Source organism: Aliivibrio sifiae, assembly GCF_002954715.1.
GTDB lineage: Bacteria > Pseudomonadota > Gammaproteobacteria > Enterobacterales > Vibrionaceae > Aliivibrio > Aliivibrio sifiae.
The window spans coordinates 1,400,426-1,425,393 of the sequence record NZ_MSCP01000002.1 but is presented as its reverse complement, the minus strand read 5'-3'; the positions used below and the strand labels follow the sequence as shown (position 1 = coordinate 1,425,393).

The following is a 24,968-nucleotide window of genomic DNA, read 5'->3' as shown; positions in this document are numbered from 1 at the left end:
CGGCACTTCTATTATAGAAGTGCCGTTTTTTTATTGGCTTATATAAACAGATATATTACGTGTTTACTTAAGTCGATAGTTACCATGTGTATTTGATACCAACACGGTAACGAGTTTGACGGTTATCGCTGTAGCTGTCTTGGCGTACATTACCCACTTCAACAAATGGGCGCCATTTAGTGCCATCTGGATTAACGAAGCTATACATGATGCGGAAATTGTGGAGATAGTCGTAGCTTTCATTATCAAATTGAGGTTTTGCATCATCATCGGTTTCATTCCAAATTTGGAACTCATATTGGAAATCCCATTTCCCCGTATTGTAGCCAAGCCATGTATCTAGCTCTTGGATTTTCGATGTGTATTTTTCGCCTGCTGCGTTAGTTTGTGTGTAATCCCAGATTTTCCATTTATAACGTGCTTGTGCTCTAAAACCATTATCGAAAGAGTGGTTTACACGAACATATGGAACATACACTAAACCATCTGGATTAAAATCGAGAGATGAACCCAATAGGCCTGTCGTGTTTTCTGCTATTTTATCGTAGTAAAAAATCGAAAGTTCTGAACCATTCATACTCATTTCATCGTACATTTGGTCTTGATCTTTATTGTTGTATCTTGCATCCAATTCAAAGCCGATATTCTTCCCTGTATCTAAGAACATTTTAACTCTGTCTGCATGCTTATTATTGCCATCTTTATATTCATGGCGATATTCCACTGTTGTTTTATAGTCATTGGCTAGGGTTTGTGTTGCAAATATTGCTAAACCAGAAGCGATAATAACTTTATAAGATTGTTTCATAATATTCCCTATTTATTGTTATGGGTGTTTCACTGCTAAATCTTGAATTTGTGTTTATTGTTACTGTTTAAATATGTATTTAGGTGTACGCATTGGCTGTGTTTTTGGGTACTTCTGTTGGACGCCATGGGTCACCAGTATGCTCAAGCCAAGGCATGAGTTCGTTCTGAATTAATTGAGAAATGAGTTCGGGTTGTTGTTCGGCAATGTTTTTCATTTGATAAGGATCTACTTGATTATCATGAAGAACATAAGTTAATGGTTTGCCTATTTTTCTATCAATCATCAGTGTGTATTGCTTATTTCGAATTCCACGACGACCATAAGATTGCCCGCCATAAGGCATAAAGGTATAAAATTGAGAGGTGGGTTTAATATCGCCAGTTTCACTTTTAACTGTTTTTGAGAAATCAGTACCTTCTACGGTATCTGGAATTAAATCGTCCATACCCATTAATCCAAATAGGGTTGGGTAGATGTCAGGAGCGGAGAATAATATGTCGTCTGAGGTCGGTTTTATTTTTCCTGGCCAACGAAACATCATTGGTATACGCATTGCTTCTTCATAATGAACATTTTTGGTTGGATTTCCATTAGAACCCATACAGCAACCATGATCTGAGAAGAACACGACTAAAGTATCTTCGGCGAGATTTAAGGTGTCGAGCTCATCGATAATACGACCAAATTGTTCATCAACGCCATTAACCATGGCCATGTATTCTTTGAAATATTCAGGACCATAACCTTCAAGGTATTCCTTATCCCATATAACATTTGGGCGAGAGTTTAGTTCTTTCGAACTTTTGTTAAATCGGTCAAGATATTTTTGAGGGACTTGATCATAAGGAGAATGAGGAGGGTTCATAGACACAACAAGCGTAAAAGGTTTTGTGCTATCTCTATACTTACCATTCTCATTTCTTAGGTAGTTAATTGCGATATCAGCTTCATGCTCAGGACTCCATTGATTAATGTGAAGAGGTTTGTCACGAGGCGTATCATTCGTCCAATACATTGGCGTTAAATGTTTATCGTAAGTCCCGTATGAATACCAAAAATCAAAACCATGGCGACGATCTGGCGCTGTCCAATCATTCCAGTAACGACCTTCCATTGGATTGTTGTAGCTAGGAACGAAAGGCGTTTCGGGAGTATCTAAATGCCATTTCCCGATATAGCCCATGCTATATCCTTCTTTGCTTAGAATATCGGACCATGTTGATTGGTTTTTTTTCAACTCAATTCCAAAGTCTTTCCCACCAAACATTCCAGGGGTTGCAGTATGGCTATTTCCTTGAATACCATTGCGATATGGGTATTGCCCTGTCATTAACATTCCTCTAAATGGAGTACATAAAGGAAAGTTTGAAACTGCTTGTTTTAATACTGAACTTTGTTTAGCAAATCTATTTAAATTAGGAGTAAGAGAAGGATCTTGGTTCATAAAACCAAGAGCTTGAGCTCTCATTTCATCAGGGAAAATAATCAGTAGATTCGGGCGCTTAACTTTTCTAGCTAGTTCGCCCATAGGATCTTGCACTGTATTTTTTTGGCAACCAGTTATTGCAGACGTTGCTGCAAGCGCTCCTGTTGCTGCGACACCTTTTAAAATGTCACGGCGAGTAATTGACATAATGTCTCCTTTCTTATTCTATTTTTTAGGGTTACGTTATTGGCTGTTTGCTTTCGAACTTTTGCGGATCGTAAGTGATCGAAAGTTAACTTGCTGTGTTAGCGATCACAAATATTGAGAGTGGCGATGGATTTTTAATCAAAGGTGATTTTCTTTTTCCATAGATATAAAAATAAATGAAAGACAAGTCGCATTAACTATGCGTTTTATTTGGTGTTTTTACTTTCAAAGAGTAATATATGAAGAAATACGAAAATCAACGTAAGATAAAAACAAAGCGAAAATTAACGAAAGAATGTGAAAGAGATCAAAAGTTTTATACTTCCATATTGTGGGAATAATTTTTAGGTGTAAGGTTAATTCGAAATCAAACGAAAGAAGTTTCGTTGATTTTAGGGAGACGAGAAAAAATGATTAGTGCTGTCGAAAGGCGCATGGAAATCGTAAACGTGGTGAACCAAGATGGTAAAGCACGTGTAGAGGACCTTGCTGCACGATTTGATGTCTCTAGTGTCACTATTCGCAGTGATCTGAGCTTTTTAGAAAAGAATGGGTATGTTGTTCGTTCTCATGGGGCGGCGATTCCAAATACTGGCGTAATTGCAGAACTTACGGTTCATGAAAAACGCCATCAAAATATTGGAACGAAATCCTCCATTGGGTATGCAGCAGCGCAGCTGATAGAGAATGGTGACACCGTTATTCTGGATTCAGGTACGACTACGCGAGAAATTGCATCTAACTTAAAGTTGTTAGAGCAAGCTGTAGTCATGACTAATGGTCTAGATGTAGCTATGGAGTTAGCATCAGCTTCTGGTATAGAAGTATTGATGTCAGGTGGAGTTCTTCGTAAGAAGGCTCTCTCTTTCTCTGGATCTCAAGCAGAGGCAAGCCTGAAGAATTACCGTTTTGATAAGGTTTTTCTTGGGGTTGATGGTTTTGATTTGAGGTCAGGTATCACCACACATAATGAACAAGAAGCAAGTTTAAATCGACTTATGTGTGATATTTCAGAACAAGTCATTGCTGTTGCGGATTCTACCAAATTTGGTAAGCGCAGCTGCCATATGATTAGAGAGTTTGGAAATATTGATATCTTAGTAACGGATTCTGATATTCCCGAAGAATATTTACAAGGTCTTCGTGAAATGAAAGTTGAAGTTATTATTGTAGATAAAGATAAATAACCTAACTAACTCCATAGCTGCATTTAGATACAGTATGGAGTTAGTAAATGAACACCTTTCAACACCTTGTACAGCGTCATAAAGCGGGTGAACAAAATGGTATTTATTCTGTTTGTTCTGCACACCCGCTTGTTATTGAAGCGGCGCTTTCTCAAGCTTTAAGTGATGATTCCTTGCTATTAATTGAAGCAACTTCTAATCAAGTTGATCAATTTGGTGGCTATACAGGTATGAAACCAGCAGATTTTCGAGATTTCGTTTTAGATCTAGCTCAATCACTTCATTTTCCAGTCGATAAACTTATCTTGGGTGGCGATCATCTTGGACCTAATCGCTGGCAAAAACTAACGGCTAAAGAAGCCATGATAAATGCTGACGATCTTATCGCAGCTTATGTTGCTGCTGGATTCAAAAAAATCCATCTTGATTGCAGCATGTCTTGTTCTGATGATCCAAGGCCTCTCTCTGATGAAATTGTTGCCGAACGTGCAGCAAGATTAGCTAAAATTGCAGAAAAAACTGCAAATACATGTTTTGGCCATAGTGATCTTGTTTATGTTATTGGCACTGAAGTTCCTGTTCCTGGAGGCGCTGCAGAAGAGTTAGATACCCTCCAAGTTACTTCTCCGGAAGCTGCTCGAAAAACGATCCAAGCACACCAATTTGCATTTGAAAGAGCAGACATTGCGGAATGTTGGCAGCGTGTTGTCGGGTTAGTTGTGCAGCCTGGCGTTGAGTTTGACCACACTGGCGTGATTGATTACCGCCCTGAAGACGCAACCGAACTGAGTAAAGTTGTGAATGACTTTGATCACATGGTGTTTGAAGCTCATTCAACGGATTATCAAACCGATAAAGCTTATCAATCTCTTGTTAAAGATCATTTCGCTATTTTGAAAGTAGGACCAGCGTTGACTTTTGCTCTACGCGAAGCCTTATACAATTTATGTGATATCGAAGAACAACTTATCCCTAAAGCACATTGTTCAGATCTGCGTGAGCATATCGAAAAAGAAATGTGTGACTCTCCAGAATATTGGCAACCGTATTATCAAGGTAATGAAGCTCAACAACGTTTCTCTCGTAGCTACAGCTTTAGTGACCGAATTCGTTATTACTGGCCAGATGAAAATATTAATCAAGCACAAACAACGTTGTTTAACAATTTATCTCGTAGTGGTATCCCACTTCCTTTACTTAGCCAACATTTATCTGCGCAATTTCATGCGGTTCGTGAAGGACAATTAAGTTCAGATCCGAAAGCATTAGTACTCGACAAAATTCGTCAAACTCTTCGTAGTTATGCGAAGGCATGCAAACAAAATAAAGAAGAAGGCATTGCATTATGAACCATTACCTTGGCTACTCAGAATCAGAATTAGAACAGCTTTCCGGCTTTTGGACAGCAAAAGAAATAACACAACAACCAATGAGCTGGAGAAGAACTAACTCAATAATTCAAGACAATATTGTTGAGATCTCAGCTTTTATGGAGGGGTGGAATACCCATACTGAACGCCGAATTATATTAACTGGAGCAGGTACTTCAGCATTTGCAGGGCAAGCTATTGCTCCTACATTATCTCGTGTACTTAAGTGTCGTGTAGAAGACATTTCAACAACTGATATTGTGTCGAACCCCGCAGAAATATTAGCGGAGGATATTCCAACATTATTGGTTTCTTTTGCCCGTTCAGGTAATAGCCCCGAAAGCGTAGCTGCTGCAAATCTGGCTAACCAGTGTTTATCTAATTGTTATCATCTGATCTTAACTTGCAATGGTGAAGGGGCGTTATTTACTCAGTTTCATCATGCGAAAAATGCACTTGTTTTATTGATGCCTGAAGAAACAAACGATAAGTCATTCGCGATGACCTCTAGTTTCTCGTCAATGACATTAGCTTGTTTTTCTGCTTTAACGCACAAAAATAACAAATCGAAAGAAATCGAAAGCATTTGTAAGTGTTCTGAGGAGTTGATCAAAGAAATTAATTCCAATGTCAGAGATACTGCTTCCCATGATTTTAGTAGGGTTATTTATTTAGGTAGCGGTGGTTTGAAAGGATTAGCTCAAGAGTCTGCATTAAAGTTATTAGAACTTACCGCAGGTAAAGTCGTTGGTTATTTCGATTCACCTCTTGGCTTTCGTCATGGCCCTAAATCTATCGTTAATAATGAAACCATGATTATTGTTTTTATTTCAAACGACCCTTACACCCGTCAATACGATTTAGATTTATTAGCTGAACTACGTCGTGACAATATCGCTAAAAAAGTCATTGCGATCACCGCTCAATTTAATGATGTGGTTGCTGATGAGAACATTATTCGTGTACCTGAGATGGAAAAGGCTTCAGATATTGAACTGCTGTTTCCTTATATGTTGTTTGCTCAAGCTTACGCATTTCACCGTGCAGTTGCACTCGGTAATACCCCTGATAATCCGTGCCCTACAGGTGAAGTTAATCGGGTTGTTCAAGGTGTCAATATTCATACTTTTAATAATAAAAATTAAAGCAGGGAACTATTATGACAGGACCACAAATCGTTTGGACGCGTATCGATGAGCGTCTACTTCATGGCCAAATTCGAATTACTTGGGGAAAACATTCTGAAGCTAATTTGATTCTTGTAGCTAATGATGATGCAGCTGAAGGACCGAATGCTGCATTTATGCAAGCAGGAATGAAAGCATCTGCTGGTGGAGAATATGCGGTGCGTTTCTTCTCAATCCAAAAAACAATTGATGTGATTCATAAAGCATCACCGAAACAGAAAATTTTCATCTTATGTAATAACCCAACAGACGTTGCGCGTTTAGTTGACGGTGGGGTTCCTATTACACATTGTAATGTTGGCAACATGCATTATCACGATGGAAAACGCCAAATAGCTAAAACGGTTTCAGTTGATAAAACCGACATACTAGCGTTTGAAAGAATGGTGGATAAAGGGGTGACATGCACCATTCAGAATACACCAGATCAAACACCAATTAACGTTCTTGAACTAGCAAAAACAGCAGCCTAGGTAGGTATTTATGTTATTTGAAGCAAGTTTAGTGGCGGTGTGGGCATTCTTTTGTGGTATCGATAAATACGATGTTGCACTGAATATTCATAGACCACTTATCACTGGGCCAGTTGTTGGCCTCATTATGGGCGATATGCAAATAGGCTTAATCGCAGGTGCAACACTGGAATTAGCATGGTTAGGTTTAGTGCCTAATGCTGGAGCTCAGCCGCCAGATGTAACTATGGGGACGATAGCTGCTGTTGCGTTTGCTGTTATGACTGGTCAATCACCAGAAGTTGCAATGGGTGTTGGTATGCCTATCGCAGTACTTATGCAAATGCTGATCATTGGTTTCTTTGCTATGACCTCATTCACTATGGGTAAAGCAGACAAATACGCTGAAGAAGCAAACACGAATGGTATAGATTTTCTCTTACTTTCAACCATTACGATGCGGTCAATGCTCTACGCTGTTGTTGCCTTTCTTACCGTTTACTTTGGCGAGCATGGTGCCGCTTGGATTGATGCCAACGCGCCAAAAACATTATTAGAAGGCTTAGGTATTGGAGCGAAGATGGTTCCTGCAATTGGTTTTGCAATGTTACTGAAAATTATGTGGTCAAAAGAAGTGGCAGGGGTGTTCTTTATTGGGTTTGTAATGACGACTTACTTACAACTACCAATTATGGCCGTGGCAATTTTAGGTGCGTCAGCTGCTGCCTTATATTACTTCTTTAGTGGAAATGGAAATGGAAATTCAAATCAAGAGCCAGAGGATTTTGAAGATGGTATCTAAAACAGAAATTTTAATTGATGGTGCTGATGAATACCAAGGCACGCAAGTTGCGAATCCAAATAGCTTAGTTGATGGTATTGATGAATATCAAGATACAGAAGTTAGAAAAGTTATTTCGAAAAAAGATTTATGGAAATGCGCCATTCGTGGCTTGTTCATGGAAGGCAACTTTAACTTTGAACGAATGCAAGGTGGTGGTTTTGCTTATTCAATTGTCCCAGCGTTGAAAAAAATACATGGCAATAATAAGCGCGATTTAGCAACAGCAACAAAAAACCATCTTCAATTTTTTAATGCCAGTCCAAAACTGTTTACTTTCTTGCTTGGTACTGCCATTGCAATGGAAGAGAACAAAGAAAAGCCATCCACTGTTAACGTAATGAAAGTAGCTGGTATGGGACCCACGGGTGGGATCGGTGATGCAATAGATCACATGACACTTATGCCTTTGACCCTTGCATTAGGAGCATCAATTGCAATGCAAGGCTCAATTGCTGGTCCATTTGTATTCTTCTTCCTATATCAAATAGTGCACTTCTTTGTCTATTTCGGTTTGATGTTTATGGGATACAAAGCGGGCACCGCGGCCATGGTTAACATGAGCGATGCAACTGAGAAATTGGCAAAAGCCGCGAATATCATGGGTATCTTTGTTATTGGGGCATTATCCGCTTCCTTTATTAAAGTTCAAACCACGCTTTCGCTTGAACTTGGAGGGAAAGTTGTTGAGTTACAAACTGCGTTATTTGACAAAATTATGCCAAATATTTTGCCATTAGCTCTTGTGTTCTTCATGTTGAAAATGGTGAAAGGAACCGGTTTTTGGGCGAAACCACCAGTATTAATATTCTCAACGTTGGCGGCAGGTGTTGTTGGGCATTACCTAGGTATTTTGTAAAAAAACAAGTGAAAGCGGCATAAGGGGGAGTGATTTCCCCCTTTAATTTCAACAGATTATATAACGCATTGGTAACAGGGATTAAATCATGATTGGTATTGTAGTTTCAGGTCATATTAATTTTGCAACAGGGGTTGAGTCGGCAGTAAAAGCAATTGCTGGCGAGCAAGAACAAATGGAGTTTGTCGATTTTGTTGAATCAATGTCGACTGATGAGTTAGAGCAAGCACTGCGAGCTGCGGCAAAACGTGTTGATTCTGGTGAAGGGGTACTTTTTTTAACGGATATCCCTGGTGGTTCTCCTGCGAATCGTGCTTTAACCATTTTAATGGACACAGAAAATGTTGAGTTGATAGGTGGTGCGAACTTACCAATGATTGCTAATGCTGCTTTTGAGCGAGACGACACGACAGTTAAAGAATTAGTGGTTACCTTATTAGAGATTGGTTCTTCATGTATGCAAGACATGCGATTACAGCTTGAATTGTTTATGGAGCCGGAACCTGAATGTGAAGATGGGCTGTAATATGCGTTATGCTTTATATCCACAAAGGGTGTTTGTCTCTGATGGTATTAAAGAAAACCATTATGTAGTCGTCAATGATGGGAAAGTAGAGGCGGTCACAGACACGCTGCCAACTGATTGTGAAATCCTATCGTTAGAAGGTAAAACATTGCTGCCGGGTTTTATTGATATTCACATTCATGGTCGAGCTGGCTCTGATGTTATGGATGCAACACCGGAATCATTACAAACGATTTCAGACGCATTACTTCAAACAGGAGTCGTTGCTTGGGTTGGGACTACAGTTACTGCGCCATGGAGTAGCATTGTTTATTCGCTTGATGCGATAAAAACATGGTTAGAACAATCACAGCAATGTGGAGCTGAATTATTAGGTAGTTTTTTAGAAGGCCCTTATTTTACAGAAGCACATCGAGGGTCTCATCCAACTGCTTATTTAAAATCGCCGACAATTCAAGAATTAGAAGAGCTTTATCAAGTCGCGGATCATTCGTTATTACGTGTGGCGATAGCTCCTGAAGCTGATGGTGCGATGGAAGCCATTCAATGGTTACAGAGTAAAAACATCAAAACGTCGGTTGCTCATACTGATTCTACGTTCGAACAAGTCACACTGGCTTATCAATTAGGTGCTGATTGTGGTGTGCATTTATTTAATGGTATGCGTGGATTACACCACCGAGAGCCTGGTTGTACTGGTGCGGTTTTATACCATGACATGCTTGCAGAGCTTATTGCTGATGGTATCCATGTTCATCCAGTCATGATGCAACTTGCTTATCGAATGAAAGGCTACCAAAACATTGCGCTTATTACTGATTGTATGCGAGCAGGAGGCCTTGATGATGGTGACTATCAACTTGGCGCTCAAACCATCACAGTAACTAATGGTGAAGCAAGAACAAAGTGTGGATCGCTTGCTGGTAGTACGTGCAGTTTAGATCAAGCGTTGAGAAATATGATTCAATTAAGCGGAGTTCCTGAATGGGAAGCTGTGCAAATGGCAACTTCAGTTCCTGCTAAATACTTAGACATAGATCAACGCTTAGGAAGTATTGCTTCAGGAATGGATGCAAGTTTTACCGTCGTTAATCAAGATTTTGAAGTACAAAACACAATGATGAAAGGCAAATGGGTTTATTAACTCTTGCCATTTATATAAATGAAAATATTAAGATAATGTTTAGAGGTTTAAAATGGAAATTCGTCAACCAATTCATAGTGACCATGCAAAACAATTAGATACTGCAGGTTTACGCGAGCAATTCCTTATTGAAGGTATGTTCCAAGAAAATCACATTACGCTTACTTACAGCCATATCGACCGTATTATTGTCGGTGGTGTTGTACCAACATCAGAAACGATTCCATTTGAAGGTGGCAAAGAAATTGGTGTTGATTTCTTTTTGCAACGCCGTGAGTTAGGGATCATCAATATAGGTCAAGCTGGTCGAGTTACTGTCGATGGTGAAACCTTTGAGATTGCCGCACGTGAAGCAATGTACGTGGGTATGGGGGCAAAGGAGATCAATTTTGAAAGTATTGATCCAAAAGATCCTGCTCGTTTTTATCTTAATTGTGCACCAGCGCACCACGCTTACCCAACTCGTAAAATTACACGTGAAGAAGCTTCTCCTGAAACATTGGGTAACCAAGAAAACTGCAACGTTCGAACCATTTATAAGTATCTACATCCATCAGTGTTACCAACCTGCCAATTATTAATGGGAATGACAGAATTAGCCCCAGGTAGTCTATGGAATACCATGCCTTGTCATACTCATGAACGTCGTATGGAAGTGTACTTATACTTTGATATGAAAGACGACAATATTGTTTTTCATTACATGGGAGAGCCACAAGAGACTCGTCATATGGTTATCCGTAATGAGCAAGCAGTAATTAGCCCTAGTTGGTCTATTCACTCGGGTGTGGGAACCTCGTCATATACCTTTATTTGGGGAATGGTCGGTGAAAATCAGACTTTCCATGATATGGACCACGTAGCAATGACTGATATTAAATAGTCGTTTTAATTACATTGTTATGTTGTTGGTATTCATTGGCAACATATTTTCAAAAGAATAGGGATAAACATGAAACTTTTTGATTTAACTGGCAAAGTTGCCATCGTAACGGGGTGTAATACAGGTCTTGGTCAAGGAATGGCATTAGGGTTAGCAAAAGCCGGTGCAGATATTGTAGGTGTCGGTCACCAAGCTGCACCAGAGACAGAAGAGCAAGTGAAAGCATTAGGTCGTAAATTTTATTACATTACTGCAAATCTGATGGAGCAAGAAGGATTAGAAGAACTCGTTGCTGAAGCGGTCGAGGTGATGGGGCATGTTGATATCTTAATTAATAATGCTGGTATTATTCGTCGAGAAGACTTACTTGAGTTCTCTGAAAAAGATTGGGATGACGTTATTAATATTAATCAAAAGACATTATTCTTCCTTTCTCAAAAAGTGGCTAAGCAATTTGTTAAACAGGGAAATGGCGGTAAGATCATCAATATTGCATCGATGTTATCGTATCAAGGTGGGATCCGTGTTCCTTCTTATACCGCAAGTAAGTCAGCGGTTATGGGATTAACTCGTGCTCTAGCAACTGAACTTGCAGAACATAATATCAATGTTAATGCGATTGCTCCGGGTTATATGGCAACAGATAACACAACAGCCCTCCGTGCCGATGAGGCTCGAAATGCGGCTATTTTAGAGCGTATCCCTGCAAATCGCTGGGGATTACCTTCTGATCTTGAAGGACCAGCAATTTTCTTGTCATCATCAGCAAGTGATTACATTAATGGCTATACAATTGCGGTTGATGGTGGTTGGTTAGCTCGTTAATGCAATACAGAAGGATCGGTAAAATGACATTAGGAACAAAGCAAGACGTATTACAGGCAATGAAGCGGGTTTATCGTTACCAAGCTGAAAACCAAATAAGAAGTGTAATAAGACGGAGTGGTAAAACACGTTTTATCAAAGACACGGATTGGGAGCGTGGAGTATTTTGGTCGTGCGCCGCCGCTGCATGGAAAGCAACAGGTGATACTGAGTATTTAGATGGAGTAAAAGATTATGCCTTACATACAGGGTTTAGAACTGGGCCTAATGCTCGCTTTGCTGATGACCATGTTTGTTGCCAAGCATATCTTGATATTTACCCAGAGTTTAATCAACCAGAAGCATTAGAACCAACAATCAAAGCGCTTGATATTATGGTTGATTCACCAGAGCTAGGTCGTAAAGATTGGTGGTGGTGTGATTCATTATTTATGGCGCCACCAGCTTTTGTTGCGCTATCAAAGCAAACAGGTGATCCAAAATATTTGGATTACATGAATACTGCTTTTTGGGATTCGGCAGAACATTTATTAGATACGGAAACTGGGCTGTATTATCGTGATCATCGTTATATTCCAACGGGAAATGGCGAAGAATTACGAGAAGAAAATGGTAATAAAGTTTTCTGGAGTCGTGGTATAGGGTGGGTATTAGCTTCTGTTCCTCGTATTTTAGCGAATATTCCAGAAGATTATATGAATCGTTCTGAGTACATTACTCTATTTACACATTTAGCGACTGAAGTTATTAAATACCAACAAGACGATGGTTTTTGGCGTACTAGCTTATTAGCGCCAGAAAATTTCCCAGCCCCAGAAAGCAGTGCAACAGCTCTGTTTTGTTATGGTTTAGCATGGGGGGTTAATACTGGTGAGTTAGATAAAGAAATCTACTTACCTGTCATCGAAAAAGCGTGGGCAGCGTTACTCGAATGCATTCACGATAACGGTATGATTGGTTGGGTACAGTTACCAGCCTTTAATCCACGTGACGTGAAGTTTGAGCATAACATCGATTATGGCGCGGGAGCATTTATGTTAGCGGCTACAGAAGTTGCTAAGCTAGCTGAATAAACGGATTTTCATCTTAATTAGTATAAAAAAAGCCAATCATCGATCGGCTTTTTTATTTATTGATCCTGTGTTATTTTACTGAATCACTAAGCTGCTGTTTTTGTTTTTATTAACTTCTTTGTTTGATTTTTCGTTAATACAAAAAGAATACTTAATGTAGCTATGTATGCGATAAGTTGCGCTAGACTTGGTTTTTCTGTGTATCCAAACATCACGTGAATAAATAGGCCAAACCAATTTGAATGGTGATCAAGTAAGGCTGTGCTATTCCATAATGGATTGATTATTGGGTTAATGAGCCCAGCAGAAGTAAACTTACTTACCGCATTTATAGCCATACCTGCTGCTAAAAATGACATCAATACGGCAAAGAAATTGAATACTTTACCAAGATTGATTTTGATAAAGCCAAAGTACATTGCAATGCCTGAAGCAATCGCACCAACAGCTCCAACTAAGCTTCCACTTAATATTGAAACCCCAGTGGTTTCGCTATCGCTGGTTAAACCTAAAAGAAATAATACAACTTCAATACCTTCACGGAACACACAAAAGAAAGCAACTAAACTTAATGAAAATAAAGGTTTATTGTTTTCTTTGATATCATTTACTGAAGCTTTGATATCTTGAGAAGCTTTCATTCCGTTTGATTTCATCCAAATAACCGTATAGCCAATTAAAATACTAGATAATGCAAGAATAACCCCTCCGGTCATTTTCCCTTCAATTAATGCTGTAATAGTTGCGTTGTTTAACGCTAGAATGGCTAACAATAAAGAGATAAAGATTCCAATTCCTGTACCTCCTAAAATCCATCTTGATCTGTTGGGTATATCTTTTGTCGCGGCTAAAAGCAAAGAAACAATAATGGCCATTTCTAAGCCTTCTCTAAATACAATCGTCATACTGGCAAACATAAAAAACATCCTATTTCATCGAGTGAAATCATAATAATGCAAATCATTATCAATTCTATTTGTATTTATGGGAACTTATATTGATAAAATAGAGAAGAAGTAGAGAGATAAGAGAAAGGCCACAAGAGACAGTTCCTGCGGCCTTGTTGGTAGTTTAATCTTGAGTCGTTAGTTGGAAAGAATAAGACTGTCCCTGTAAACCAGAGGTATTAATGGTAATCGTTGTGCCATTTAGTACCACACGGTTTTCAATATCGTCTTTAATTACAATGTCTTGTTTATCAAAGGTAAAGTTTACGCTATCGATAGTTTGAATTGGTTCACTAACTGCAACAGTGAACGTATTTGAACTTTCTTCTTTAATCATAAAGCCCATTATCGAGTTAAGCATAATAGTATCGGTGATATCAACGGGACTATTTTTCCAATTATTTGCAGCAATGATATTTAAGGTGTTTTCTTGTACCGCGTGTGCTTGTTCATCTTGACGTAGAATGGTGACATCAGGATGTTGAGCGTAGTTTTGTACAGCATCATTGTTTTGATTAGGAAGTAGAGCATATTGATAATCAGCTTGATCTACTTGAGTTAATGTTGCTTGTAAGTACGAGTCTGAAACATCACCTTTGCTATTGCCAATATCGCTCCAATTACCATCTACATTATTTTGGCTTATTGATATGGTTTTAGGCGTTAACATAACATAGCTTAAATCACTGTTAGCGAGTGTGTCATTACGAATACTAAAAGTGGTTGGTGTTCCTTGATATGGCAGTACTGTTTGCTCTATACCATCAATAAATAATTGCGTATCTGCTAAGCGCTTTCTATTTTCAATCGTAGTTATGTTATTTCCATTACTTTGGTCTTTAATGTTAGAACCAAGCATGACGACTTCATTATCAAACATAAACCAAGATTTATAGGCACTTAGTGTGTCACTCCAGTTATAAAATTGCATACCAGCAATACCATAATTGTTTAGTGATGTACTGCCAACCCATTGCATATTGGTATTTAAATTCGTCCCTCCTCGCTCACCACTACAATCGGTCATTGGTTGATTATCAACGGTAGTTCCTGGTATGCGAGATGAATTTACGGTTGGCCAATATCCTGTGTAATGATCAAGCTGATCGTTATATAAATAGGTCATGCCATCGCCAGTGAACCAGCCTTTAAGGTTTTCACCATTCATACATTCGTAGTTACCAATACGATATGAATGCATAGCTAAAGCGAAAGCCCAATCATTTCTACGGTGCACAACACGATCCATTGAAGGGTAGTTGAAGTTACCAATCAAAGGGTCTTTAAGTGAAACCGTTGGGTCATTAACAATATGCTGAGCTGCTTGGTACGTGGATACATAATAAATTTTATCAAAGAAGTTTTGGTAAGTATCATCGGTTATTTGGGTTTTGATCAGTGATGACAGCTGTTTATTCTTATCGCTATCTGGTCCATTGGTATAGAACAACATAGAGTTGACAATATTTAATCCAACATCATGATTTTGTTCTGCACTTCGAGAAATAGAGCGACCATTAACCATATCCATCATTGCTCCTTTATACAGTAAAGGTTCATACGATTGGTTAATGATATTGTAAACGGCGCTAATGGTTTGGCTATCCATACTCCAAGGTGAGCCTGCGACTGCGTTCATTTGAATGCCTAAACCACCAAGTAATACATTGCCATATGTGCCGTTATAAGCAATATCAGAGTGCTGCAAGAATGACCCATCAGTGTAATAGCCATCCCCTTCGCTAACATATTCAATAACCGCTGGCAGAGCCGCAATTGCTTGGCTGATTTCTTCACTATTGTTTTCAAGCATGCCACGAATAAGTACAACTTGAGCGTTGTCGGTTCGGTTACCGCCAGTTGATTCTCGATAGTTAGGATTCGTCGATTCAGCTGCACCAGGACTGACTCCTAAGTGGGTTGGGTCTGGTGTGAAATAGCGAGTGGCATTAAGGTGATTGGTTATAATGGTTTGGTAATTGTCTTTAATATCATCAAAAAGTAGCACTAAAATGTTATGAATATCTTTTGGAATTGCCAATTCCCATTGCCACCAATTGCCATATTCTAATTGATTAACAAAGTAGAAATTTTGATTTATGTAGTTCATGGCAGTCATGATGTCGTTTAGCATTAATTGATTATTTTCTAAATTGCCATTACGCAAACGATAGGCTTTTGCCATGGTAAATAAACGTTGATAAGAGCTGCGTATATTAGGGCCGAGCGTTTTATCTTTATCTATTAATGGTAAATCATCCCAAATTCCAGAAGTGTTTGGTTGTGGTGTCATGCTATCCCAATGTTTTTGCGCTGAGTTATTGGTGCTGGCCACCATATTTTTTAGCGTTTGATCAAACGTGATAGCGGGATCGCCTAAATAATTTTCAGCCCAGTTTTCTCTTACTTGCTCAAAATCACTCAGTAAATATTGTGGTGTTTGGGTATTTTTTGCAGCGTAAGCGTTCCCAGTAAATAGAAATAACATAGAGAGAGCAATCGTATTCAAACGATGTTTTTTGATCATATACATAATTGATTCCCTTTAAATATTAATGAATTTGTAAGATGCAAAATCACTTTCGATATTTTACGTTCGTAGGTTAACGAAAATGAATTGGTTATTTATCGATCAATATCGCAAATTATTTATTTTTGTTTTCTTTCGTTTGTTTGTGATGTCGATCTTTAAATCTTAATTTACTTTCGTGTATTGTTGCTCTTGCTTTCAAATACTTTCGATAGGGATCGTTATGGCTTCTAATGCACAACATGCTGCTTTTCATATGATGGCAAAACCAACCAGTTTTCATTGCAACTTAAAATGCGATTACTGCTTCTACTTAGAAAAAGATGGTGTGGTGAATAAGACGACATCTGAGCCAAGTGAAAATATGTCTAATGGAATGTTAAAGCGTTATGTGCGTGATTATATCCGCTCACATCAAGGGCAAGAGGTTGATTTCTCTTGGCAGGGTGGTGAACCAACACTAGCTGGCTTAGGTTTTTATCGAAATGCAGTGAAATATCAGCAGCAGTACGCTGAAGGTAAAACGATTACGAATAGCTTTCAAACCAATGCTGTTGCCATTAATCGTCAATGGGCAGAGTTCTTTTCTCAACACAATTTTCTGCTTGGTGTTTCTATTGATGGCATTGCTGAGGTTCATGATAAATATCGTATTTCAGTTAATGGTAAACCAACGTTTGAGCGAGTGAAGCGAGCACTTGAATTATTAAAAGAGTACAAGGTTGAGTTTAATACATTAACGGTGATTAACGATCAAAATTGGCAACGTGGTAAAGAAACGTATCAAGCATTAAAAGAGTTAGGTTCAACTCATATGCAATTTATTCCAATTGTTGAAGTTAATGCGAATTGTCAGCAATCAACAAATGGACATTATTCTCCCTTACAAGATGCAGAATTAACTCATTTTAGTGTGCCTGATGATGGTTATGGGCAGTTTATGATGGCTGTGTTTAATCAGTGGGTTAAGGAAGATGTCGGTCAGGTTTTTGTTCGTATTTTTGATAGTATCTTAGGCAGTTGGATGGGATACCCAGCTTCTACTTGTGTGCAATCAAAAGAGTGTGGGCAAGCCATGGTAATAGAAGCAAATGGTGATGTTTATTCTTGTGATCATTATGTTTATCCGGCAAATAAATTAGGGAATATTGAGCAAACGACATTAGCTCAAATGGCAACAAGTAAACAACAGAAGCGTTTTGGCTCCGCGAAATCCCTTAAGTTAACTGGTCAATGTGAAGCGTGTGATGTGTATCGTTTATGTCATGGTGGTTGCCCTAAACATCGCCTCGTTTCTCTTGATGGAGAAAAGCATAAGCACAATTATCTTTGTAAATCTTATCAGCAAATTTTTACGCAAACCGCACCTGCCATGCATTTAATGTCTCAAGCCATTCAACAAGGAGGAACCGCGATTGATGCCGTACCTCTGATTAAAAATACCCTACGTATTTAACGCAACACGATAAATTGAAAATAATAACAAGGAGTAAACAATGAACCTGTCCTCATCGAAGAAGACAGTAATTGCAAGCCTAGTTGCTGCTGCCTGTGTAGCTGCACCTTCGCTTTCTTATGCTGCAAATCACAATCCTGATCAACCTAACGTATTACTTGTCGTTATGGATGATTTAGGCACGGGCCAACTTAATTTTGCCCTAGACAGTTTGGATAAGTCTGAATTAGCTAAGCGCTCTGTCCCTGTTCGTTATCAGGGCGATTTGGATAAGATGATCGATGCCGCACAACGAGCGATGCCAAATGTTGAAAAACTGGCGGCGAATGGCATAAAAATGACCAATGCGTTTGTGGCTCATCCTGTATGTGGCCCATCACGTGCGGGTATTTTTACAGGCCGTCACCCAACCAGTTTTGGTACGTATAGTAATGATGATGCTAAATTGGGCATCCCGCTTGATATCAAACTATTACCTGCTCTTTTCCAAGAAAATGGTTACCGAACTGCGACTATAGGTAAATGGCATAATGCTAAAATTGCTGGGAAGAATTTAGTTGATGAAGATAAACGCACCCGTGATTACCATGATAATCAAATAACAGTAACACCAAAAGGCTATGGACCAGAAGATCGTGGTTTTGATTATTCTTATAGTTTTTATGCATCTGGTGCCGCTTTATGGGATTCTCCTGCAATTTGGCAGAATGGAAAAAACATCTCCGCTCCGGGTTATTTAACGCATAACTTAACTGATCAAGCGTTGAAGTTCATCGATGAAAGTGGCGATAAACCTTTCTTTGTTAATCTTGCATTTAGCGTGCCTCATATTCCGTTAGAAGAAGCATCTCCGGCGAAATACATGGATAGATTTAATACAGGTAATGTCGAGGCAGATAAGTATTTTGCGGCTATTAATGCGGCGGATGAAAGCCTTGGTATTATCATGGATAACTTAGAGAAGAAAGGGGAGTTAGATAACACCATCATCTTTTTCTTGTCTGATAACGGTGCAGTACATGAGTCACCAATGCCAATGAACGGGATGGATAAAGGCTTTAAAGGACAAATGTATAATGGTGGGGTAAGAGTTCCATTCGTTGCTTATTGGCCAAAACATATACCTGCGGGCGGTGAAAGCGATTCATTAATTTCTGCACTCGATATCCTACCAACAGCGCTAGCTGCTGCAGGCATTGATATTCCGAAAGATATGCAGGTTGATGGTAAAAACATTATGCCTGTTTTGGAGGGGAAGGCAGAAACATCACCTCATCAATACTTATATTGGGCAGGTCCTGGAGCGAAACATTACAGTGAAGAAAATGATGCGTTCTGGTACGGCTATTGGAAATGGATCACTTACGAAACCAACACAATTCCTGAGAATCCAAATTTAGAAAAACTGTCTAAAGGATCATGGGCTATTCGTGATCAAGATTGGGCTTTATATTTCTATGATGATGGTTCAAATAAAGTGAAGTTATTCAATGATAAAGAAGATCCGTCTGAGTCGATTGATTTAGCTAAAAAATACCCAGAGAAAGTAAAAGAGATGAAAAACGCCTTTTATAACTGGATTAAAGATAAACCAAAACCAGTCGCGTGGGGTCAAGATCGTTATCAAGTTTTAACTGAATCTGCCAAAGAGTAAATCAGCACTTTGTTTAAGCCACATAACCTCTGTGTTTTGTGGCTTTTTTCGTTTTTGAGAGGAGTATAAAAAATGAAGCAAAAAGTCGAAAATCAAACGCTTTTATATCAACCAAAACAGATAAGAGAAACTGCTCGGCCAACCATTGCTTATGAACACCCAAATTTAATGATGTATGTAACATCGATTAAAGAAAATATCATTAGATACAAAAATAAAAAGCCTGCATATACGCAACATGATGAATATATAAAAAACCTTCTTTCAGATAAAAATACAGTTTTAAAACAACAATGTGATTTCATTGTTAGTTATATTTCAGAGGCGTTTGTACATTACTCAGTATGGGATTATAGCCATGCTTATTATCCGGGAAGACCAAGCCAGCAAACAGCAAGAACAGATGCAATGGAGGGAACAAGTCGAACTTTGCCTACATTAGCTGCGTGGCTACATGCCAATGGAAAATCTAATACAATAATTACAGGTTTAAATCAGCAGCCAATTTTAGTTCCAGAGGTCCTCCGTAAGGCTTTCTTGGCAGGAACCAATCCGCAACATAAAGGATATTGGGGCACTCTTCATCATTGTGATCAGAGAGTCTGCGAGAGTGCAGATTTAGCTTTAGCATTATGGTTGAGTAAAGAATGGGTGTGGGACAGTTTCTCAATAAGTGAAAAACTACAAATAGTGACGTGGTTTAAACAAGTTAATCATTGTGAAACGGTTGATAATAATTGGCATTTATTTGTACTTACGGTGCAAGTCGTATTGAAAGCATTGAACGGTGAAGATGTTATTCAATATGATAAATACGAAAGAATAAAAGAGTTTTATGTCGGCGATGGTTGGTTTCGTGATGGGGCTAAGGGTAATTACGATTATTACAATGCGTGGGCTTTTCATTATAGTTTATATTGGTTCACCCAGATTAATCCTGATTTTGATTCTGATTTTATAAAAAATGTATTGTCTGATTTTGTCGGCAATTATCGATATTTCTTTACAGAGAAAGGCTTACCGTTTTTTGGGAGGAGTGCATGTTATCGCTTAGCTGCTGCTGCACCATTATTAGCTGCTGTCGATTTACGAAGTAATAACATTTCTGTTGGTGAAGCCAAAAGAGCTTTCCACTGTAATCTTAAATATTTTATTAGTCATGGATCTCTAAAAGCAGGATTACCCACACAAGGGATGTTTGATGAAGATGTCCGTTTGGTAGATAACTACAGTGGACCTGCCAGCAGTTTATGGTCATTGAGAGCCCTCAATGTAGCACTCTTCTGTGGAGATAAAATCAACCTTTGGGAGGCAGAAGAGGCGCCATTAGAAATAGAACAGGGAGGCTTTGAATTCGATATTCCTGCAATTAATATGAAGGTACTTGGCATATACGAAACTCAAGAGGTGATAGCCATATTTAAAAATGAGTATATTGCGGAACAGTCCCCATTAAGTCGTCGTCTGTTAACACAATCTGCATGGCGTGAATTAAAAGAAAAGGTAACGGGGCGAGCAGATAGACCCAAGAATAATTTATTAAGAAAAGGGGTCACTTGCTATTCATCAAAAATGGAATCATTCTTTTAATATTTAGAAGTTCATAATTACGTTGCTAAAATTAGAGAAAATGCAGCCTAAAGTTATTAACTTCTTATAAGGTATATTTTATTTAATAGCATTATTTTTTAACCTTTAAATGTGCATGTAAAATGAATCTTTAAAGGTTTACTATGTTCCCAATGAATTATTTATCGAATCATCAGTATTGATAAGTAACTAACACTACGGAATGTATTATGGCTATTTCTCGACGTACCTTTTTAAAAACATCCATTGCTACTGCTGTTGTTGCGGGTGGTGGTTTAATGGTTTATCCAGCTTCGAAATTCTTTGATGATGAAGATGTCGAGGTTATTCCACACGCCAGTCATTGGGGACCATTTAATGCCATAGTCAAAGCTGGCGTGCTTGTTGGTATTCAACCGCGTAAAGAACTAGACGCAATGCCAACTGAAATGCTCACTGAGGGTTTAATTGGTCGAGTCTACGATAAAACTCGCGTTAAATATCCTATGGTAAGGGCATCTTATCTCGCTGACCCTAAAGGTGATACCAAGCCTCATTTACGTGGAAAAGAACCTTTTGTGAGAGTGAGTTGGGAAACCGCATTATCTCTAGTGGCAGACGCGATTCAAACGACGGCAACAGATTATGGTAATGAAGCTATTTTTAGTAGCTCTTATGGTGGTTGGTCGAACGCAGGCCTAATGAGGCCGCAGGTATTGCAAGGTCGGTTCTTTAACTTAATTGGTGGACAAAGCACCACTACAGGGGATTATTCAGGTGGTGCTTCTCAAGTTATACTTCCTCATGTTATTGGTGATATGGAAGTGTACTCACCACAAACAGCGTGGCCTGTGATTCAAGAGAACACTGAGATATTTGTATTGATTGGTTGTGATCCTTGGAAAAATAACCGCATTGAATTCAGAGTTGCCGACCATCAGATGTACCCACATTGGAAGCAATTTGCAGAAGATGGCATCAAATTCATTTCAATTAACCCACAGCGCACGCGAACGGATGATGAGTTAGACGCAGAATGGGTGAAAATTGTACCTAATACCGATACGGCGTTGTTTTTAGCTATGGCTCAACACGTTTATGCGACAGATCTTCACGATACCGCATATCTAGACCGCTATACCGTCGGTGCTGATAAGTACATTGACCATCTGATGGGTAAAACGGATGGGGTAGTTAAGTCACCAGAATGGGCTGCTAAAATTACAGGAATATCCTCAAAAGATATTCGAAAAATGGCCGTTACTTTTGCTACGAGTAAAACTCAATTTGCAGCCGGCTGGTCATTACAAAGAGCGGATCACGGTGAGATGATCCATTGGGCAATCATTAACTTTGCAGCCATGTTAGGGAAGATTGGTAAACCGGGTGAAGGCGTTGGTTTTAGCTGGCATTATGGTAATGGTGGCATGCCTCAATCAGGTAAGGCACTACCGATTGGCTTATCTCAGGGTAAAAATCCAGTCAGCGCTATTTGCCCTGCTTCACGCATTTCTGAAATGCTAATGAATCCAGGAAAAACCTTCACTAGAGATGGTATTGAATACACCTATCCTGATGTCAAAATGGTGTATAACGCAGGCAATAATCTCCTTTCTCATCAGCAAGATACAAATGAACTTATTAATGCACTTAATCAAAAAGTGGAAACGTTTGTGTGCCAAGACCCATGGTGGTGCGCATCATCTCGTTATGCTGATATTGTATTGCCAGCAACCAGTACGTTAGAACGAAATGATCTCTCTTCTGGAGGAACTTACAGTAATGATAAAATTTATGCGATGCGCCAAGTTATTAAGCCTTACGGTGAAAGCTTAGATGATTTTGAAATATTTAGAAAACTGGCTGAGATCTTTAAAGTTGAAGATAAATTTACGGATGGTTTGCCATTTGATGATATTTTAAAACGTGCTTATAAAGCGTCTTCTGCAACGTTATCGTTTGATGAATTTTGGAAAAATGGCGTAGCTTTATTACCAGTCCCACAAGAAGCAAACCAATGGGTAAGGCATGGAGATTTTTATCAAGATCCAGATAAGAACCCGCTTCATACCACGTCAGGTAAAATAGAACTGTATTGCCAAGATATCGCTAATTTTGATGTGAAAAATTGCCCTCCAATGCCAACGTTTTTAGAACCGTTTGAATACTTAGGTGACGCAAAACCTAATGAAGTTCACGTCGTGAGTCCGCATCCTTATATGCGTTTGCATTCGCAATTGGCAAATACAGAGGTTCGCAAATATGAAAGTGTGCAAGGGCGACAATACGTACTTATCAATGATAATGATGCAGAGAAGCACGGTATTCGTTCTGGCCAATTAGTTGAGATATTTAATGAACGTGGCCGAGTGATCGCTGGGGCGAAAGTCTCTGATCAGATTATGCCCGGCGTGATTAGTTTAGAAGAAGGTGCATGGCTGCAATTTGATAGCCAAGGACGCTGTAATAGTGGATCCATTAATGTGTTAACTTCAAGTCAAGCATGCAGTGATTTAAGTCAGGCAAATAGCGCAAATACTTGCTTGGCATATATCCAACGATGCAGTGATCCTGAGTCATCTAACCTTGCTTTTGAGCCACCAAGAATAGTCACTGTAGATACGGATATTCGCATTGATAAAGTGAATACAACATTAGGTACTGAGGGGGCAGAGGTGGAGGCTACGGCACAAAGTGTTGGTGAGGCGCTGTTCTATCAACGATGTACGATGTGCCACTCAGCAAAAGATCCTAAGCAATATACAAAAACTCAATGGCATGGGATCACTAAAAGTATGTTCCCTCGGGCAGGATTAAATCCATTAGAGCGTGAAGAAGTGATGGCCTTTTTAGAAGACAATGCAAAAGACGCACAATAATGTAAGTGAGTTCCTGTTTTATTTAAGCCCAAATAGCATTGCTGCTGTTTGGGATTTTTTATGCGTAATAATAAAAAACAAACAATGAAAGTGTTCGAAAGTTAATTTCGTCAGTTTAACCTCATTGATTCTTAGTTATTTGCTTTCATTTGCTTTCGTTGATTGTTTGTTCTGTGATCTTGCTCATCTTATTTATGTTTTCTTTCGAATACTATAATAGCGAAAGAAAACGAAGAATTTAATTTGAGGTTATTATGTTTCTTGTATCATCCCGTGAAATGCTCCATAAAGCGCAGTTGGGTGGTTATGCCGTTCCTGCATTCAATATTCATAACTTAGAAACAGCTCAAGTTGTTGTAGAAACAGCGGCTGAAATGCAAACCCCAGTAATTCTTGCTGGCACTCCCGGTACTTTTTCTTATGCAGGGACAGATTACTTAATTGGCATTTGTAAAGAAGCAGCAAAGCGTTATCACATGCCAATTGCTCTTCATCTTGATCATCATGAGTCTTTTTCTGATATTCAACAAAAAGTAGAAGCGGGCATTAAATCTGCAATGATTGATGGTTCTCATTTAAGCTTTGATAAAAATATTGAGTTAGTTCGTAAAGTGGTTCAATTTTGTCATCGTTGGGATTGCTCGGTAGAAGCAGAGTTAGGCCGTTTAGGTGGACAGGAAGATGATCTAATTGTTGATGCTAAAGATGCATTATTTACTGATCCTGATGCAGCGGTTGAATTTATCGAAGCGACAGGAATTGATTCATTAGCGATTGCAATTGGTACTGCCCATGGTCTTTATAAAGAAAAACCATGTTTAGATTTTGATCGATTAGGCATTATTCGCCGTAAAACAGATGTCCCACTAGTATTGCACGGTGCATCAGATGTACCAGATGAAGACGTTCGCCGTTGTATCGAATTAGGCATTACAAAAGTGAATGTCGCAACAGAATTAAAAATTGCATTTTCAGATGCAGTGAAGGCATATTTTATTGAGAACCCAGGAGCTAACGATCCGCGTCATTACATTATTCCAGGTAAAGAAGCGATGAAAAAAGTCGTGCAAGATAAAATTCGAGTGTGCGGTAGCGAAGGTAAATTATAACTTAGGATTTTAGTTTTGCTTTTATTTTAACCT

General features: G+C 38.9%; 20 protein-coding genes. 16 read left to right on the top strand and 4 right to left on the bottom strand.

Features of this window, described 5'->3' with window-relative positions:
• Positions 1 to 79 precede the first annotated feature (79 nt).
• Positions 80 to 808 carry an oligogalacturonate-specific porin KdgM family protein gene (locus BTO23_RS17500; RefSeq protein WP_105064166.1) on the bottom strand — a complete coding sequence of 243 codons (729 nt, stop codon included), beginning with the start codon at positions 806 to 808 and terminating at the stop codon, positions 80 to 82.
• 79 nt (positions 809 to 887) lie between these two features.
• Entirely contained in the window at positions 888 to 2,444 is a 1,557-nt protein-coding gene (locus BTO23_RS17495) for a sulfatase-like hydrolase/transferase (RefSeq protein WP_105064165.1), read from the bottom strand.
• Positions 2,445 to 2,854: 410 nt separating this feature from the next.
• Here BTO23_RS17495 and agaR point away from each other — a divergent pair, with 410 nt between their 5' ends.
• The 11 genes from agaR (at position 2,855) to BTO23_RS17440 (ending at position 12,791) form a co-directional block, all read left to right on the top strand.
• Positions 2,855 to 3,631 carry a transcriptional repressor AgaR gene (agaR, locus tag BTO23_RS17490; protein WP_105064164.1) on the top strand — a complete coding sequence of 259 codons (777 nt, stop codon included), beginning with the start codon at positions 2,855 to 2,857 and terminating at the stop codon, positions 3,629 to 3,631.
• Between the two features lie 47 nt (positions 3,632 to 3,678).
• Entirely contained in the window at positions 3,679 to 4,980 is a 1,302-nt protein-coding gene (kbaZ, locus tag BTO23_RS17485) for a tagatose-bisphosphate aldolase subunit KbaZ (protein ID WP_060993200.1), read from the top strand.
• Complete coding sequence (locus BTO23_RS17480) at positions 4,977 to 6,146, top strand: SIS domain-containing protein (protein WP_060993201.1); 1,170 nt, start codon at positions 4,977 to 4,979, stop codon at positions 6,144 to 6,146. The genes kbaZ and BTO23_RS17480 overlap by 4 nt, the downstream gene beginning before the upstream one ends.
• Positions 6,147 to 6,160: 14 nt before the next feature.
• Positions 6,161 to 6,661 carry a PTS N-acetylgalactosamine transporter subunit IIB gene (gene agaV / locus BTO23_RS17475; protein ID WP_060993202.1) on the top strand — a complete coding sequence of 167 codons (501 nt, stop codon included), beginning with the start codon at positions 6,161 to 6,163 and terminating at the stop codon, positions 6,659 to 6,661.
• 10 nt (positions 6,662 to 6,671) lie between these two features.
• Positions 6,672 to 7,442 (top strand): PTS N-acetylgalactosamine transporter subunit IIC, encoded by a 771-nt coding sequence (gene agaW, locus BTO23_RS17470; RefSeq protein ID WP_105064163.1) that lies wholly within the window; start codon positions 6,672 to 6,674, stop codon positions 7,440 to 7,442.
• Positions 7,432 to 8,340: a PTS system mannose/fructose/sorbose family transporter subunit IID gene (locus BTO23_RS17465; RefSeq protein WP_060993204.1), complete on the top strand. Its 909-nt coding sequence runs from the start codon at positions 7,432 to 7,434 to the stop codon at positions 8,338 to 8,340. Before agaW ends, BTO23_RS17465 begins: the two co-directional genes overlap by 11 nt.
• Before the next feature lie 88 nt (positions 8,341 to 8,428).
• A complete protein-coding gene (gene agaF, locus BTO23_RS17460; protein WP_060993205.1) occupies positions 8,429 to 8,866 on the top strand; it encodes a PTS galactosamine/N-acetylgalactosamine transporter subunit IIA in 438 nt (145 codons plus the stop codon).
• A gap of 1 nt (position 8,867) precedes the next feature.
• Positions 8,868 to 10,010 carry an N-acetylglucosamine-6-phosphate deacetylase gene (gene nagA, locus BTO23_RS17455; protein ID WP_105064162.1) on the top strand — a complete coding sequence of 381 codons (1,143 nt, stop codon included), beginning with the start codon at positions 8,868 to 8,870 and terminating at the stop codon, positions 10,008 to 10,010.
• Between the two features lie 52 nt (positions 10,011 to 10,062).
• Positions 10,063 to 10,893, top strand: a complete 831-nt coding sequence (gene kduI, locus BTO23_RS17450) for a 5-dehydro-4-deoxy-D-glucuronate isomerase (RefSeq protein WP_060993207.1) — start codon at positions 10,063 to 10,065, stop codon at positions 10,891 to 10,893.
• Positions 10,894 to 10,962: 69 nt separating this feature from the next.
• Positions 10,963 to 11,718: a 2-dehydro-3-deoxy-D-gluconate 5-dehydrogenase KduD gene (kduD, locus tag BTO23_RS17445; protein ID WP_060993208.1), complete on the top strand. Its 756-nt coding sequence runs from the start codon at positions 10,963 to 10,965 to the stop codon at positions 11,716 to 11,718.
• Positions 11,719 to 11,741: 23 nt separating this feature from the next.
• Entirely contained in the window at positions 11,742 to 12,791 is a 1,050-nt protein-coding gene (locus BTO23_RS17440; protein ID WP_105064161.1) for a glycoside hydrolase family 88/105 protein, read from the top strand.
• A gap of 86 nt (positions 12,792 to 12,877) precedes the next feature.
• Here the strand turns inward: BTO23_RS17440 and BTO23_RS17435 are convergent, their stop codons facing one another.
• Positions 12,878 to 13,708 carry an FTR1 family iron permease gene (locus BTO23_RS17435; RefSeq protein ID WP_060993210.1) on the bottom strand — a complete coding sequence of 277 codons (831 nt, stop codon included), beginning with the start codon at positions 13,706 to 13,708 and terminating at the stop codon, positions 12,878 to 12,880.
• Between the two features lie 154 nt (positions 13,709 to 13,862).
• On the bottom strand, positions 13,863 to 16,271 hold the full coding sequence (locus BTO23_RS17430) for a polysaccharide lyase 8 family protein (RefSeq protein ID WP_105064160.1): 2,409 nt from the start codon (positions 16,269 to 16,271) through the stop codon (positions 13,863 to 13,865).
• A 220-nt stretch (positions 16,272 to 16,491) separates the two neighbouring features.
• On the opposite strand from BTO23_RS17430, the gene BTO23_RS17425 reads away from it, so the two are divergent.
• The 5 genes from BTO23_RS17425 to BTO23_RS17405 all read left to right on the top strand — a co-directional run bounded on the left by BTO23_RS17425 (position 16,492) and on the right by BTO23_RS17405 (position 24,935).
• Positions 16,492 to 17,724 (top strand): anaerobic sulfatase maturase, encoded by a 1,233-nt coding sequence (locus tag BTO23_RS17425; protein WP_105064159.1) that lies wholly within the window; start codon positions 16,492 to 16,494, stop codon positions 17,722 to 17,724.
• Between the two features lie 40 nt (positions 17,725 to 17,764).
• Positions 17,765 to 19,378: a sulfatase family protein gene (locus BTO23_RS17420; RefSeq protein ID WP_105064158.1), complete on the top strand. Its 1,614-nt coding sequence runs from the start codon at positions 17,765 to 17,767 to the stop codon at positions 19,376 to 19,378.
• Positions 19,379 to 19,450: 72 nt separating this feature from the next.
• A complete protein-coding gene (locus BTO23_RS17415; RefSeq protein WP_105064157.1) occupies positions 19,451 to 20,968 on the top strand; it encodes a DUF2264 domain-containing protein in 1,518 nt (505 codons plus the stop codon).
• A 209-nt stretch (positions 20,969 to 21,177) separates the two neighbouring features.
• Positions 21,178 to 23,826, top strand: coding sequence for a molybdopterin-dependent oxidoreductase (locus BTO23_RS17410; RefSeq protein ID WP_105064156.1), 2,649 nt, complete (start codon positions 21,178 to 21,180; stop codon positions 23,824 to 23,826).
• A gap of 254 nt (positions 23,827 to 24,080) precedes the next feature.
• Entirely contained in the window at positions 24,081 to 24,935 is an 855-nt protein-coding gene (locus BTO23_RS17405; RefSeq protein ID WP_061036864.1) for a tagatose bisphosphate family class II aldolase, read from the top strand.
• Positions 24,936 to 24,968 lie beyond the last annotated feature (33 nt).

Bases quoted from the DNA above. Each gene is read 5' to 3' on its own strand.
- BTO23_RS17405 (WP_061036864.1), top strand. From the start codon at position 24,081: ATGTTTCTTGTATCATCCCGTGAAATGCTCCATAAAGCGCAGTTGGGT.
- BTO23_RS17495 (WP_105064165.1), bottom strand. From the start codon at position 2,444: ATGTCAATTACTCGCCGTGACATTTTAAAAGGTGTCGCAGCAACAGGA.
- BTO23_RS17410 (WP_105064156.1), top strand. From the start codon at position 21,178: ATGGCTATTTCTCGACGTACCTTTTTAAAAACATCCATTGCTACTGCT.
- BTO23_RS17425 (WP_105064159.1), top strand. From the start codon at position 16,492: ATGGCTTCTAATGCACAACATGCTGCTTTTCATATGATGGCAAAACCA.
- kduI (WP_060993207.1), top strand. From the start codon at position 10,063: ATGGAAATTCGTCAACCAATTCATAGTGACCATGCAAAACAATTAGAT.
- kbaZ (WP_060993200.1), top strand. From the start codon at position 3,679: ATGAACACCTTTCAACACCTTGTACAGCGTCATAAAGCGGGTGAACAA.
- BTO23_RS17500 (WP_105064166.1), bottom strand. From the start codon at position 808: ATGAAACAATCTTATAAAGTTATTATCGCTTCTGGTTTAGCAATATTT.
- BTO23_RS17420 (WP_105064158.1), top strand. From the start codon at position 17,765: ATGAACCTGTCCTCATCGAAGAAGACAGTAATTGCAAGCCTAGTTGCT.
- nagA (WP_105064162.1), top strand. From the start codon at position 8,868: ATGCGTTATGCTTTATATCCACAAAGGGTGTTTGTCTCTGATGGTATT.
- agaV (WP_060993202.1), top strand. From the start codon at position 6,161: ATGACAGGACCACAAATCGTTTGGACGCGTATCGATGAGCGTCTACTT.
- BTO23_RS17415 (WP_105064157.1), top strand. From the start codon at position 19,451: ATGAAGCAAAAAGTCGAAAATCAAACGCTTTTATATCAACCAAAACAG.
- kduD (WP_060993208.1), top strand. From the start codon at position 10,963: ATGAAACTTTTTGATTTAACTGGCAAAGTTGCCATCGTAACGGGGTGT.
- agaF (WP_060993205.1), top strand. From the start codon at position 8,429: ATGATTGGTATTGTAGTTTCAGGTCATATTAATTTTGCAACAGGGGTT.
- BTO23_RS17435 (WP_060993210.1), bottom strand. From the start codon at position 13,708: ATGTTTGCCAGTATGACGATTGTATTTAGAGAAGGCTTAGAAATGGCC.
- agaR (WP_105064164.1), top strand. From the start codon at position 2,855: ATGATTAGTGCTGTCGAAAGGCGCATGGAAATCGTAAACGTGGTGAAC.
- agaW (WP_105064163.1), top strand. From the start codon at position 6,672: ATGTTATTTGAAGCAAGTTTAGTGGCGGTGTGGGCATTCTTTTGTGGT.
- BTO23_RS17480 (WP_060993201.1), top strand. From the start codon at position 4,977: ATGAACCATTACCTTGGCTACTCAGAATCAGAATTAGAACAGCTTTCC.
- BTO23_RS17440 (WP_105064161.1), top strand. From the start codon at position 11,742: ATGACATTAGGAACAAAGCAAGACGTATTACAGGCAATGAAGCGGGTT.
- BTO23_RS17430 (WP_105064160.1), bottom strand. From the start codon at position 16,271: ATGTATATGATCAAAAAACATCGTTTGAATACGATTGCTCTCTCTATG.
- BTO23_RS17465 (WP_060993204.1), top strand. From the start codon at position 7,432: ATGGTATCTAAAACAGAAATTTTAATTGATGGTGCTGATGAATACCAA.